This is a genomic window from Natronococcus sp. A-GB7, from assembly GCF_029688865.1.
Lineage (GTDB): Archaea > Halobacteriota > Halobacteria > Halobacteriales > Natrialbaceae > Natronococcus.
The window spans coordinates 142,046-154,626 of the sequence record NZ_JARUKV010000003.1 but is presented as its reverse complement, the minus strand read 5'-3'; the positions used below and the strand labels follow the sequence as shown (position 1 = coordinate 154,626).

Sequence of the window (12,581 nt, the reverse complement as noted above, 5' to 3'; positions counted from 1 at the left end):
CGAAACTCGAAGGGTTCCTGGAACGTTGCCGAGACGCTCCGCGCCTCGTTCGGACGCTAAAACGCGAACCGCTCTGGGATCGGTGCACATCCCGCTCGTCCGTTCTTCGGATCGTTCACGGCTCCCCGTCGAGAACGCCGTTTACGGCCGCCGCCTCGCCCCGCCGCAGCAGTTCGGAGGCCGTCGAAACGGCACACTCGAGTTCGGCCGCGACGGCCTCGATTCCGTTCCGGCGCGGGACCTCGTAGTAGCCGAGCTCTCGAGCGGCCTCGAGCGCTTCGCGCTGGCGATCCGAGACGCTCCCGGAAACCGTCAGCTCGTCGCGGGCCCACAGCACGTCCAGCGAGACGCCGTCGGGAACCGTCTCGAGGATCGTCCCGAGGTCGTCGGGGTGGCCCACGAGCGTCAGCCGCATCGTCCGATCCGCACGAATCTCGATCGGCGGCACGACGACGACCGTCTCCTGTGCGAGCGCATCCAGCAGCGAGATTCCCTCGGGGCCGAGCTCCTGGCGCAGGTAGAGGAAGAAGCCGTCCTCGGCGGGCGTGAGTTCGTACTCGCGAACCCGCTCGCTGTCGGCGAGCAACGGCTCGTAGGCAGCCGGATCGCCGTCGACGAACGACGTGATCGTCTCGACGCCGTCGACGGCCTGCCCCCCGAGGATCAGCTCGCGCTCGAGGGCGGGCGACGAACAGATCCCCTCGTGGATCGGCGAGAGCGCGTGGCGGTCGTAGCGCAGTTCGATGCCGACGGACTTCACGGTCGGTCGTACGGACGGGATATACTTGAATGGCCGATAGGTTTCGGGAACACTGCGAACGTCGCTCGCGCGGACTATTTGGTATGGACGCTCGACCGTGGGGACGCCGAAGTCTCGCGCTGGGAACCGTCGTCGTCGCTGGCCTGGGCTACGCACAGTATCGCAGGCGTCGCGGGTCGGCAGCGAGCGACTCGAGATATATCACCGAGCGCCACGCGAGCGCGTTTCTCGTCCGCCGGCGCATCGACGGGGATCGGCTCGAGTCGGTTCGCGAAGCCGTTGTAGAGCGCTGTGCCGACCCCGACGATCCGCAATCGCTGCTCGGCCTCGAGGGTGCGACCACGGCCTCGCTGTTTCTCGACGCGGGCGACGATCCCGAACTGATCTGGTACGTCGAGGTGCCCCGCTCCGTGATGGTTGACTGGAAGGATCCCGAGTCGCGTGTCGACGCAGCGTTTCCCCTCGAGCACGACGCGATCGCCACCGGGGAAGCCCGCGTCGATCGGGAGTTACTGGTCCACGCGGTCAATCCGAATCGGCCTCGTAGCGCGACGGGGACCGACGACGGCCCGCTCGTCGTCAGCGGGGCGGAGCTCGAGAACGGCGTCGACGTCGACCTCGTCCAGTTACACCTGAAGCCGGGGCTGGCCGAGCGGCTCGCGGATCGGTTCGCCGGCCTCTCGCGGCGCGTCGCGGCGGGCGAGATCGACCTCGGCCCGATCGAACGCTGGAGCGGGGAGATGCTCGAGGCCGAGAACATGTACACCGAGTCGATCGTCCTCGAGCGCCGACCCGAGGGGTACGTCCTCTGTGGCTATATGGAAACCGAGGCGATGGGCGGTGTGTACGACGCCTACTACGACACTTGGAACCCCGTCGCTCGACTGTCGGAGCTGGTGTTCGGACGCGTGCTCGAGGAGCCACGACAGATCCTCGAGTACCCGCTGGGGACCGGGCTCGAGGTGCTCGCGCACGCGGTCGATCCGGACCGACCGCGGAAGCCACAGGAGTGTTGAGAGAAGGGGTTCTGTTCGACAGCGAGGCTGCCGACCTACCCGATCGGGGGTGCAGACTTTGACCGAGAGGTACGGAGTTGTATCGTAATTTCGACTTGGGAAGCATTCTGCTCGCACGAAACACATGGGATCGCCACGCCCTCCCCAGCCGACTCGTTCGCTCGTGGACTCGCTCACTCGCCCCTCGCGCGACATCGAGTCGCGTCTCGCTTCACTCGCCGCGACTCAGCGCGCGCCGCGGGGAGAGGTGGAAACCCGTTTCTTGCCCTACGCGTTCAGTCGCCAGATCTCGAAGTTGAGCACGGCAGCGAACGTGATCCAGGCGAGGTAGGGCACGAGCAGGGCAGCCGCGCGGCGATCGACCCGCCGGAAAGCGACGATGGTCGCGACGACAAGCACCCAGAGGGTGACGATGATCCCGAACGCGACGAGCAGCTGCTCGAGTGAGAAGAAGGCGGGCGTCCACGAGACGTTGACCGCCATCTGGACGACGAACAGGCCGAGGGCGAGTCGCCGACCGTCGCTGTCGCTACGCCAGACGAGCCAGAGCGCGACACCGAGCAAGGTGAACAGCAGCGTCCAGACGATCGAGAAGGCGATACCGGGCGGGTAGAACCACGGCTTGTCGAGCGCCTGGAACCAGGCCGTATCCGACGACGAGATCAGGGCGGGCGCGCTGCCGACGGCGTTGACCAGGACGACGACGCCGATCGCCGTGAGGATCGATCGCGGCTCCGGCAGACCGAGAGTGTTCCTCGAGGTTTCCATACGTCCTCGTCGAGATGCAGCCGCTTGGAGGGTTACGTTGCAACATACGGGGGCGGTACAGCAGCTCTGTCAGCAACGCTGGAAACCGATTTCGCGCTTCAGTTCGGCTCGAGTTCGCCGCGCACACTCGGACGCGTCGCTGTCACACCAGTATCCGGCTCCGGCATGGACTCGCCGATACCGCTCGTCGAGCAGGCGGGAGATGACGTCGTCGAACGTCTCTCCGTCCGCTCGTAGCGACTCAAGTTTCACGTAGGTCGCGTCGGAGACGCGGATTCGTTCGCTCACAAGACCGTCTTCACCCCGTTCCATCAAAGGATTTCCTTCCGGTTTCACTTTCACCCCGATACGCGAACCCTTATTCGCGGCGAGGATGAACGCCCGGCAATGGCAGCGACGGACGAGGACGGCGGCCAGCCGACGATCGACCACCCCCTGCTCGAGCCGAATTTCCTCGAGCGCCGGCTCTACCAGCTCAAGCTCGCGGGGACGGCCGCGAACCACCACACGCTCGTCTGTCTCCCGACGGGACTGGGGAAAACGACGGTGAGCCTGCTGGTGACCGCCCGCAGGCTCGAGGAGGTCGGCGGCACGTCGCTGATGCTCGCCCCCACCAAGCCCCTCGTCCAGCAACACGCCGAGTTCTACCGCGAGGCCCTCCAGATACCGGACGACGAGATCGTCGTCTTCACCGGCGACGTCAGCCCCGACGACCGGGCTGCACTGTGGGAGGAGGCGACGATCGTGATGGCCACCCCGCAGGTGATCGAGAACGACCTCGTCGGCTCCAGAATCTCCCTCGCCGACGTCACCCACTGCACGTTCGACGAGTGCCACCGCGCCACCGGCGACTACGCCTACAACTACATCGCCGAGCGCTACCACGCCGACGCGAACGAGCCGCTCGTCACCGGAATGAGCGCCTCGCCGGGCGGCGACGAGGAGGCCATTCTCGAGGTCTGTGAGAACCTCGGCCTGCAGGAAGTAGAGGTGATGACCGAGGAGGACGCCGACGTCGCGGAGTTCACCCACGACACCGACGTCGAGTGGGAACGGATCGACCTCCCCGAGGAGGTCCTCGAGATCCGCGACGCGCTAAACGAGGTGATCAAAGATCGCCTCGAGAAGTTAAAGGAGCTCGGCGTCGCGTCCTCGACCCAGCCCGACCAGTCCCAGAAGGACCTGAACCGAATGCGCGCGGAGCTCCAGAAGCTGATCAACAACGATCAGTCGGAGGGGTTCGAGGGGATGTCCGTCCACGCGGAGGTGATGAAGCTCCGCCAGGCCGTCACCCTCGTCGAGACCCAGAGCGTCGAGGCCCTCAGGCGATACTTCGACCGCCAGCGCAATCAGGCTCGCTCCTCGGGAGCCTCGAAGGCCAGCCAGCGGATGGTCTCCGACCCCCGGGTTCGGGAGTCGATGCGGAAGGCCGAGAGCTTCGACCAGCTCCACCCCAAGTATCGGAAGACGCGAATGCTGCTCGCCGAGACGCTCGGACTCGAGGGCGGCGAGCGCGTCATCATCTTCACCGAATCGCGCGACACCGCGGAGGCGCTGACCGACTTTCTGAGCGAGAGCTTCGACGCCAAGCGGTTCGTCGGCCAGGGCGACCGCGAAGGGAGCGACGGGATGACACAAAAGGAACAACAGGAGGTGCTCGACGCCTTCCGGGGCGGCGAGTTCGAGGTGCTGGTCTCGACGTCGGTCGCCGAGGAGGGACTGGACGTCCCCGAAGTCGACCTCGTGCTGTTCTACGAGCCCGTCCCGACGGCGATCCGGTCGATCCAGCGCAAGGGTCGGACGGGACGCCAGTCGGAGGGTCGGGTCGTCGTCCTGCTGGCCGAGGACACCCGCGACGAGGCCTACTTCTGGATCTCGAAACGTCGCGAGAAGGAGATGGAGTCCGAACTCCGGGAGCTGAAGGGGATGGCTGACGACCTCGAGGAGGAACTCGACGACGCCCAGCAGTCCCTGGCCGCGTTCGAGAGCGGAGCGAAAGTGGACACTGAAGGCGGAAAACCGCAGGAAGGGAGCGGATCTTCCAGCGGAAACGGGGGGGTTGGCGATCGACCAGGATTGCAGGAGTTCCGCGAGGAATCGACGGATTCGAGTAGCAGCGATGGGGAATCGAGCGACGACGAGTCGGACGACGACGAGGAATCCGACGGGCCGGACGGCGGCGATTCGGTATCGGAAGGAAGCGTCCAGACCCACGAGCCCCACGCCGAGGGCGAGACGGTCGAGGTCGTCGCCGACCAGCGCGAGATGGACGCCAACATCGCCCGCGAGCTCTCGAGACGCGAGGAGTACGAGGTGCGCCTCGAGACGCTGGAAATCGGCGACTACGTGCTCTCGGATCGGGTCGCCGTCGAGCGCAAGTCCGTCGCGGACTTCGTCGACTCGCTTGTCGGCGGCGACCGCTCGGTGTTCGAGCAGGTCGGCGCGATGGGCCGTCACTACGCCCGACCGATCGTGATCGTCGAAGGCGAGGGACTGTACGAACAGCGGGACGTCCATCCCAACGCCGTCCGGGGCGCGCTCTCGAGTCTGGCCGTCGACTTCGGCGCGAGCGTTCTCCGGACCGAAAGCGAGAGCGACACGACCGAACTGCTCGCGGTGATCGCCGGACGAGAGCAGGAGACCGCCGACCGAGAGGTGTCGGTCCACGGCGAAAAACAGGCGAAGACGATGGCCGAACAGCAGGAGTACGTCGTCTCATCGATCGCCGAGATCGGTCCCGTCACCGCCCGGGCGCTGCTCGAGGAGTTCGGCACTGTCGAGGCAGTGATGATCGCGACCGAGGACGAACTGACGGAAGCCGACGGCGTGGGCCAGGTCACCGCGGAGCGGATCCGCGACGTGATCGGCAGCGAGTACACCGGTTAACCGACGAGACGGCGAACGGTTCGTGGAAATTTCCGACTACAGCTTTCGGTGAATATGGACGGAAAATATATATCGGTCGCGTCTCGATTATCGAAGAGACAACCGACCCGCTCCCTCGGCAGTCGGGACGCGGGAACTCTCTCGTTCTCGGCCCGGGGAACCTGGGATCGGGCGAGTAGCGGAGGGGTGCTACAGAATGGGCGACGACACACACCGCGAGTACAGTCACGAAACCGGAGTCCGACGATCTCCGGGACGGATCCGAGTTCGATACACCGGCCTGCTTCGGCCGGAGAGCGATGCGTAGCGCTGCGTCCGGCTCCGGCACTCTCGCTGGACGGCTCCGCCAGGCGGTCGCGGATCGGGTCCGGATCGACACCCGGACGCTCGCGGTGTTTCGCATCCTCGCCGGACTGTTGATCGTCGCCGATCTGCTCTTGCGGAGTCGGAACTTCTCGTTTTACTATACGAACGACGGCGCCGTCCCCCAGTCGCTGGCCCAGGCGATGAGCTCCGAGGGGGCCATATCGATCTATCACTACACGACCGATCCGACCGTTATCGCCGGCCTGTTCGTGCTCCAGGGGTTGATCGCCGTCCAGCTCATCGTCGGCTACAAGACCCGGATCGCGACGATCCTCTCCTTCCTGCTCGTGGTCTCGCTCGACCACCACAATCCGCTGGTGTTGAGCTACGCCGACACGCTGTTCCGGCTCCTGTTGTTCTGGGCGATCTTCCTCCCGCTGGGCGAGCGGTGGTCGATCGACGCCGTCCACGCCGACCGCCAGCCCCGGGAGGGAATCGCCAGCGTCGCGTCGGCGCTCATTCTCGCCCAGATGGTCGTCATGTATATCGTCAACGGCTACCACAAGGCCCAGGACGAGCTCTGGACGAGCGGCGAGGCGACGCCGTTGATCATGGGGCTCCACGACACGACGTTCTTCCTCGCACCCTATCTCCGAGAGTTTCAGACGCTGCTCCAGATCGGCGGGTTGACGTGGTTCTACATGCTGATTTTCTCCTGGCTGCTGTTCGTGCTGCGCGGTCGACTGCGGATAGCCCTCGTCGGGATGTTCGTGGCCTCGCACGCCTCGTTCATCGTCACGGTACGGATCGGTGCGTTCCCCTACGTCGCGATCGCCGGCGTAATGCTGTTCCTCCAGGCGCAGTTCTGGGACGATCTGAAGGCGATCGCTCGCTTCCTCGAGCTCGATTTAGACCGGCTCGAGGCCCGGCGGGAACGCCTCGTGCGGTTCGCGAGACGCGTTCCGGACGTCCGAATCGGCGGCGAACGCCAGCGGCGCACGCGGGAGATCGGCTACAACGCGGCGATCGGCGTCGTCGTCCTGTCGATAGTGCTGTTCGTGGCCCTCTCCACGATTCCGTTCGGCGGCCTGGCCGACGAGGAGACCGTCGTCGAGGAACAGATCGAGGACCGCGCCCAGCAGTTGAGCATCGACCAGCCCGACTGGAGCGTCTTCGCGCCGACCCCGCGGACGAGCGACAGCTACTACGTCTTCCCGGCACAGACCGCCGACGGCGAGGTGGTCGACGTCTACAACGGCCAGGCGTCGGTCTCCTACGACCGACCCTACGAGGGGAGCCAGCTCCAGGCGCAGTACGGCTCCTACCGGGAGCGGTTCTACATGAACAGCGTCCGCCGCGGCGGGATCCAGGGAACCAACGACGCCGACGAGTATCTGGCCGACTACATCTGTGCGAGCTGGGAGGACGAACACGGAACGGAGCTTACCCACGTCAACATGTATCAGGTGGTCGAGAGCGTCGGCATGGACACCGTGAGCGATCCCGAGGACCGCGATCGAGACGTCAGACCGGTCTCCGCACACGGCTGTGGAGACAACGAGCCGACGGAGATTCAGCCACCCGACTTCTGAGGACCGAGCCGTCGAATCCTCGGGATCGAGACCCCGATCGGAATTCTGAACTGCGAGCGCTCCGAACTGGTACCCGATGAGCGAGGAGATCCCCGAGGACGCGCCGATCGTCCTCTTCGACGGCGTCTGTAACCTCTGTGCCGGCTTCGTCCAGTTTATTGTGCCGCGGGACGACGAGGAGGTCTTTCACTTCGCGTCGCTGCAGTCCGACGTCGGCCAGCGGCTGCTGACCGACCACGGTCTCGCCGAGGATCACCTCGATTCGATCGTCCTGATCGAGGGCGAGGACGCCTACGTCAAGTCCGCAGCCGTCCTCCGGATCGGCGAGCATCTCGGCGGCGTCTACGCGCTCGGGCGACCGCTACGATATCTCCCGCAACGACTGCGGGACTGGGGGTACGACGTCGTCGCCGCCAACCGGTACCGGGTGTTCGGCAAGAAAGATCAGTGTATGATGCCGACCGGAAACGTCCAGGAGCGGTTTCTCGACTAACGCAGCGTCTCGAGGGTTTCTCCGGCCTCGCGGGCAGCCTCGAGACACTCCCGGGCGTAGCGGGGATCGTCCGTCTCGCTCGCCTCCCGTGAGAACTTCTCGAGGGCGGCGACCAGCGAGGCGCGGGCGTCCTCGAGGTCGCCGGCTCCCGACGACGCTCGCGTTCGCGAGTCGATCGGCCGTCGCGACGGTTCGGCGGGGCGTCGCGACTCGTCGTGGTGTCGGTCGCGCTGTGCTCGATCGGACTCCGGATCGCGAGGCGGGTCGTCCTGGGACTGCGTTCTGACCTCTCCGTCGGCCGTCGAGCTCGACGGCGGCGAGGACGGGCGTGCGCTCGCGTCGCCTGCCGGATCGGTGTCGGCGGTCTGGCCCTGGCCCGGACGCTCGGGTGCCGTCTCGGGCCCGTTCTCGTCGGTCTCGGACCGCGTGCCGTCGATCTCGGGCTGGGGTCGATCCGACTCCTCGTCGGTGGTGGCGTCGGCGTCGTCCTGTGGAGCCGCGTCCTCGGCCGGCTGGGCCTCGAGCTCCGTTCCCTGGACGGCGTCGGGGTTGCCGTGACAGCTCGGACAGAACGTCGTCCCGTTCTGCTGGAACAGCGGGTCGCCGCAGGTGCCACAGTGGCTGTTGGTCATCGTCGCTCCCTTGAGCAGGAGGTCGCTCATCCGCTGGGTAGCCTCCCGATCGGCCTTGTCGCGCTCGTACTTCTCACGAAGCTTCTCGCGCTCGGCTTCCTTGTCGAAGTCGCTCATACCCGTCGAAAGGCGCCCGAGCGTCGAAAAAGCTGCGACAGGAGCTCAGTCGATCCAGCGGTGCATCCCCTTCGACGCGGGACGGAGCTCCTCGTAGCCGAAGCGCTCGTAGAAGCCGTCGACGTCGGCGACCAGGTTGACGTACGCCTCCGGGGGCGCCTCGCGCTCGAGGTATGCCTCGAGTCGCTTCATAATTCGCGTCCCGAGTCCTCGGCCCTGGTGGTCCGGGTGGACCGCCATGTCGCAGACCTGATAGACCGTACCGCCGTCACCGACGAGCCGTCCCATTCCGACGGTCTCGCCGGTCGGCTCGTGAATCGCGATCGCGGCGTGGATCGAGTTCGGCAGTCCGCGCTCGATCCCCTCGCGGGAGCGCGAGGACATCCCGGTCACCTCCCGCAGGCGGGCGAACGTGTCCGGGTCGGGGAGCCGTTCGTGTACCGTGTACGGATCGCTGTCGTCGCTCACGCTCGAGGATAGCCGGGACGGAAAAAAGGGGTACCGATCAGATCCGGAGGTGGGCCGGGGGGTCGACGACCTCGAGTTGCTCGAGCAGTTCGAGCCGGTCCTCCTCGAGCCAGACCTCGGCGATCTCGCCGTCTTCGATCCGGTACATGGCCATGCCGGTCCACTCCGCGACGTGGCCCGTCGGCTCCACGTCGCGGTACTCGCCGGTGTGAGTCCCGCTGACCGCATACCGGACCGCGACCAGATCGCCCTCGGTGACCATCGCCTCGGTCGTCCCCGAGTAGTCCGGGAACGGCTCGAAGTGCGCCTCGAGCTTCTCGAGAAGTTCGTCGACGCCGTGGAGTTCGTCGTGGATGCCGTGCTCAACCACGTCCTCCGCGAGGAGTTCCGACAGGGCCTCCCGATCCCGGTCGTTGAACGCGGCCAGATACTGGCGAACGAGTTCCGTGTTGGATTCGGTCTGGGTTGCCATGCTCTCACCTCGTGATCGCTCCGGGCGGTCGGTCGCTTCCGCCGTTCCGGAACGTCGGTTGTAGAGTCGACGTTTCGGGTGTTATCTGTTATCGTCCCTCACGGAGACAGTCCGGACGACGAGACTCGAGGAGAGGCTCAGTCCGAAACTGCGGCTTCGACGGCGTCGACCGCGGCCTCGGGCGTCTCGACGGCGTCGACGCCGGGCAGGTCGTGGGTCTCGAGGCCGACGACGGGGCGGTCGTAGACGCCGGCGAAGCCGATCTCCGAGAGGGTGCCGTGGCTCCCCGCGAGGGCGATCACCGCCTCGCCGTTCAGCGGGACGAGCGCGTTCCTGGCGTGACCGAGCCCGGTCGCGATCGGAACGTCGACGTACTCGTTCGCATCGTCCGGTCGCTCCGTCGGGAGGATGCCGACCGTCGATCCGCCTTCGGCTTTGGCGCCGCGACAGACCGCCTCCATCGTCCCGCCGAGCCCGCCACAGACGACCGTGTGTCCCCGACGGCCGAGCTCCCGACCGACGGCCTCGGCCCGGGCAGTCGCTTCACTCTCGATCCGTCCGCCGCCGATGACGCTGACGCGCATGCTCGAGGGAGCGACGGCAAGCGGGAAGACCGATTCGGTCCCGAGCTACGGCGACGGGCGCCGAGAACGAGCGACGAGGATCGCGGCGAGGACGAGCCCGCCGGTCGGAAGCGCCGCGAGCGCGACGAACAGGAGAGCCGTACCGCCGTAGGTGAGCGCGATTCCGGCGATCGACGCACCCGCGGCGCCGATCCCGAACACGCCGAGGTAGGTGTAGCCGAACGACAGTCCCTGGACGTCAGCGGCGACGTACTCGCCGATAAGCGCCTGGTGGATCGGTGCCTCCATGAAGACGAAAAAGCCCAGCAGCGCACAGATCGCGACCGTCGCGAACAGGCCGAACGACGTGACGACGGGGAACGACAGCGAGACGACGATCAGCGCGAGGAAGACGGCGACGATCGTTCGCTCGGGCGAGCGGCTGTCGCTCAGCCGTCCGCCGGCGTACTGGCCCGCGGCGCCGACGAGCAGCAGGCCGGCGTAGGCGTACTGGCTCGGTTCGACGGTCTCACCCGCGATTTCAACCGGCTCGAACACCGGTAGCCCCGCCAGCACGTCGGGGAGGAACGTGAACAGCCCGCGGTAGTACGTTCCCGCGAGAACGGCGATGGCGAAGACGAGCAGGAAGCTGCCGACGAACAACAGCCGCGACTGCGCGACGATCGCCGAGAGGCCGTCGGCGTCGCTCGCCGTCGACTCGTCGGGATCGATCGCCGTCCGCTCGGCGAACTCGAGCCGGCCCGCGACGAGGATCGCGAGGACGGCGGGGACGGCGAACAGTCCGGCGACGAGCCGCCAGTCCAGAACCGTAAGCAAGAGCGCGGCGACGAGGGGGCCGACGGCGGTGCCGACGTTACCGGCGACGCCGTGGTACGCGAGGACGGTTCCCTGGCGCTCCGAGCCGCGGGTGATCAACGACAGTCCTGCGGGATGGTACAGACTGGCTGCAGCACCCCAGAGTACGAGCGCGAGCGCGAGCAGCGGGAGCGACGGTGCGAGCGCGATCAGCACGAACCCCCCACCCATCCCGGCCATCGAGAGGACGACGAGTCGCTTCGAGCCGTAGGAGTCCGCGAGCGCGCCGCTGGGGAGCGCCCCGATACCGATGAGCGCGTAGCCGACGGCGACCACCGTCCCGAGGACGGCCGCGGAAACGTCGAACGCCTCGAGCCAGACGACGACGAACAGCGGGATCGTCAGCTCGTAGAGGTGGAACGTCGCGTGGCCGAGCATGGTAAAGCGGGCGATTCGGCGATCGTTCCGATCCATGAGACCGATAGCTCGAGGGAGAGGTGATAGCAATTGTGAAAGCGTCCGGACTCGGCCGACTCGGTCGACGGCCGAGCCCGACGGCGTATTTCGACGATTGACGTATAATCCATCGTCAGTCTCGGGCGAGCGTGGACGATCCGACGGATTTAACGCCTGGGATGGTGCAGTTTCACGTGGTATGACGAAAGTTAGCGTAGTCGGCGCGGCCGGCACGGTCGGGGCCGCCGCAGGCTACAACATCGCGCTCCGAGACATCGCGGACGAACTCGTCTTCGTCGACATCCCGGATCAGGAGGATACGACGATCGGCCAGGCCGCCGACACGAACCACGGCGTCGCCTACGATTCGAACACGACGATCCGAAAGGGCGAGTACGAGGACACCGCCGGTTCGGACGTCGTCGTCATCACGGCCGGGATCCCGCGCCAGCCCGGCCAGACCCGGATCGATCTGGCCGGCGACAACGCGCCGATCATGGAGGACATCGGCTCCTCGCTGGCCGAGCACAACGACGACTTCGTCACCGTCACCACCTCGAACCCCGTCGACCTGCTCAACCGCCACCTCTACGAGGCCGGCGACCGCGCGCGCGGGCAGGTGGTCGGCTTCGGCGGTCGGCTCGACTCCGCCCGCTTTCGCTACGTGATCGCCCAGCGCTTCGACGTCCCCGTACAAAACGTCGAGGCGACGATCCTCGGCGAACACGGCGATGCGCAGGTTCCCGCCTTCTCGAAGGTGCGAGTGAACGGGAAGGATCTCGAGTTCACCGACGACGAGAAGGCGGAGCTGCTCGAGGAACTCCAGACCTCGGCGATGAACGTCATCGAAAAGAAAGGCGCCACCCAGTGGGGCCCCGCGACGGGCGTCGGCCACACCGTCGAGGCCATCCTCCGCGATACGGGCGAGGTGCTCCCCTGCAGCGTCGTCCTCGAGGGCGAGTACGGCCACGAGGACACCGCCTTCGGTGTCCCGGCCAAGCTCGGCGCCGACGGCGTCGAGGAGATCGTCGAGTGGGACCTGACCGAGTTCGAGCGCAACCAGCTCGGCGAGGCCGCCGAGAAGCTCTCCGAGCAGTACGACGAGATCGCGTAGTCGGTTCGTCTCGAACTGCAACTCGACCGTTTTTCGCACGGACATCCGACCGAAACGATCAACTGGCCGTTCGGAGCTTCACTGCGCGTGACGGGGTGCGACGCCGTGCTCTTCGACAGCAA

At 66.5% G+C, this 12,581-nt stretch carries 13 protein-coding genes; 5 read left to right on the top strand and 8 right to left on the bottom strand.

Features of this window, described 5'->3' with window-relative positions:
• Positions 1-115: 115 nt before the first annotated feature.
• Entirely contained in the window at positions 116-760 is a 645-nt protein-coding gene (locus tag QA609_RS04150; RefSeq protein ID WP_278301319.1) for a helix-turn-helix domain-containing protein, read from the bottom strand.
• 83 nt (positions 761-843) lie between these two features.
• Here QA609_RS04150 and QA609_RS04145 point away from each other — a divergent pair, with 83 nt between their 5' ends.
• Positions 844-1,776 carry a hypothetical protein gene (locus QA609_RS04145; RefSeq protein ID WP_278301318.1) on the top strand — a complete coding sequence of 311 codons (933 nt, stop codon included), beginning with the start codon at positions 844-846 and terminating at the stop codon, positions 1,774-1,776.
• Positions 1,777-2,043: 267 nt separating this feature from the next.
• Here the strand turns inward: QA609_RS04145 and QA609_RS04140 are convergent, their stop codons facing one another.
• Together QA609_RS04140 and QA609_RS04135 are read right to left on the bottom strand one after the other, a co-directional pair.
• Positions 2,044-2,544 carry a TspO/MBR family protein gene (locus QA609_RS04140; protein ID WP_278301317.1) on the bottom strand — a complete coding sequence of 167 codons (501 nt, stop codon included), beginning with the start codon at positions 2,542-2,544 and terminating at the stop codon, positions 2,044-2,046.
• A 69-nt stretch (positions 2,545-2,613) separates the two neighbouring features.
• Positions 2,614-2,832 carry an antitoxin VapB family protein gene (locus QA609_RS04135; protein ID WP_278301316.1) on the bottom strand — a complete coding sequence of 73 codons (219 nt, stop codon included), beginning with the start codon at positions 2,830-2,832 and terminating at the stop codon, positions 2,614-2,616.
• Between the two features lie 99 nt (positions 2,833-2,931).
• Here QA609_RS04135 and QA609_RS04130 point away from each other — a divergent pair, with 99 nt between their 5' ends.
• The 3 genes from QA609_RS04130 (at position 2,932) to QA609_RS04120 (ending at position 7,821) form a co-directional block, all read left to right on the top strand.
• Positions 2,932-5,430, top strand: coding sequence for a DEAD/DEAH box helicase (locus QA609_RS04130; protein WP_278301315.1), 2,499 nt, complete (start codon positions 2,932-2,934; stop codon positions 5,428-5,430).
• Between the two features lie 299 nt (positions 5,431-5,729).
• Complete coding sequence (locus QA609_RS04125) at positions 5,730-7,328, top strand: HTTM domain-containing protein (RefSeq protein ID WP_278301314.1); 1,599 nt, start codon at positions 5,730-5,732, stop codon at positions 7,326-7,328.
• Between the two features lie 76 nt (positions 7,329-7,404).
• Positions 7,405-7,821 carry a thiol-disulfide oxidoreductase DCC family protein gene (locus QA609_RS04120; RefSeq protein ID WP_278301313.1) on the top strand — a complete coding sequence of 139 codons (417 nt, stop codon included), beginning with the start codon at positions 7,405-7,407 and terminating at the stop codon, positions 7,819-7,821.
• Here QA609_RS04120 and QA609_RS04115 read toward each other — a convergent pair.
• The 5 genes from QA609_RS04115 to QA609_RS04095 all read right to left on the bottom strand — a co-directional run bounded on the left by QA609_RS04115 (position 7,818) and on the right by QA609_RS04095 (position 11,363).
• Positions 7,818-8,570, bottom strand: coding sequence for an Sjogren's syndrome/scleroderma autoantigen 1 family protein (locus QA609_RS04115; RefSeq protein ID WP_278301312.1), 753 nt, complete (start codon positions 8,568-8,570; stop codon positions 7,818-7,820). The two genes, QA609_RS04120 and QA609_RS04115, sit on opposite strands and share 4 nt — an antisense overlap.
• 45 nt (positions 8,571-8,615) lie before the next feature.
• Positions 8,616-9,038, bottom strand: coding sequence for a GNAT family N-acetyltransferase (locus QA609_RS04110; RefSeq protein WP_278301311.1), 423 nt, complete (start codon positions 9,036-9,038; stop codon positions 8,616-8,618).
• Between the two features lie 37 nt (positions 9,039-9,075).
• Complete coding sequence (locus tag QA609_RS04105; RefSeq protein ID WP_278301310.1) at positions 9,076-9,510, bottom strand: ester cyclase; 435 nt, start codon at positions 9,508-9,510, stop codon at positions 9,076-9,078.
• A 137-nt stretch (positions 9,511-9,647) separates the two neighbouring features.
• Positions 9,648-10,094, bottom strand: a complete 447-nt coding sequence (locus tag QA609_RS04100) for a TIGR00725 family protein (RefSeq protein WP_278301309.1) — start codon at positions 10,092-10,094, stop codon at positions 9,648-9,650.
• 45 nt (positions 10,095-10,139) lie between these two features.
• Positions 10,140-11,363 carry an MFS transporter gene (locus QA609_RS04095; protein ID WP_278301308.1) on the bottom strand — a complete coding sequence of 408 codons (1,224 nt, stop codon included), beginning with the start codon at positions 11,361-11,363 and terminating at the stop codon, positions 10,140-10,142.
• A 181-nt stretch (positions 11,364-11,544) separates the two neighbouring features.
• Between QA609_RS04095 and mdh the strand changes: the two genes are divergently transcribed.
• Positions 11,545-12,459 (top strand): malate dehydrogenase, encoded by a 915-nt coding sequence (mdh, locus tag QA609_RS04090; protein WP_278301307.1) that lies wholly within the window; start codon positions 11,545-11,547, stop codon positions 12,457-12,459.
• The last annotated feature ends 122 nt before the right edge of the window (positions 12,460-12,581 follow it).

Excerpts from the sequence above, each read along its gene's own strand:
- mdh (WP_278301307.1), top strand. The coding sequence starts at position 11,545 with ATGACGAAAGTTAGCGTAGTCGGCGCGGCCGGCACGGTCGGGGCCGCC.
- QA609_RS04130 (WP_278301315.1), top strand. The coding sequence starts at position 2,932 with ATGGCAGCGACGGACGAGGACGGCGGCCAGCCGACGATCGACCACCCC.
- QA609_RS04145 (WP_278301318.1), top strand. The coding sequence starts at position 844 with ATGGACGCTCGACCGTGGGGACGCCGAAGTCTCGCGCTGGGAACCGTC.
- QA609_RS04120 (WP_278301313.1), top strand. The coding sequence starts at position 7,405 with ATGAGCGAGGAGATCCCCGAGGACGCGCCGATCGTCCTCTTCGACGGC.
- QA609_RS04100 (WP_278301309.1), bottom strand. The coding sequence starts at position 10,094 with ATGCGCGTCAGCGTCATCGGCGGCGGACGGATCGAGAGTGAAGCGACT.
- QA609_RS04140 (WP_278301317.1), bottom strand. The coding sequence starts at position 2,544 with ATGGAAACCTCGAGGAACACTCTCGGTCTGCCGGAGCCGCGATCGATC.
- QA609_RS04125 (WP_278301314.1), top strand. The coding sequence starts at position 5,730 with ATGCGTAGCGCTGCGTCCGGCTCCGGCACTCTCGCTGGACGGCTCCGC.
- QA609_RS04105 (WP_278301310.1), bottom strand. The coding sequence starts at position 9,510 with ATGGCAACCCAGACCGAATCCAACACGGAACTCGTTCGCCAGTATCTG.
- QA609_RS04095 (WP_278301308.1), bottom strand. The coding sequence starts at position 11,363 with ATGGATCGGAACGATCGCCGAATCGCCCGCTTTACCATGCTCGGCCAC.
- QA609_RS04115 (WP_278301312.1), bottom strand. The coding sequence starts at position 8,570 with ATGAGCGACTTCGACAAGGAAGCCGAGCGCGAGAAGCTTCGTGAGAAG.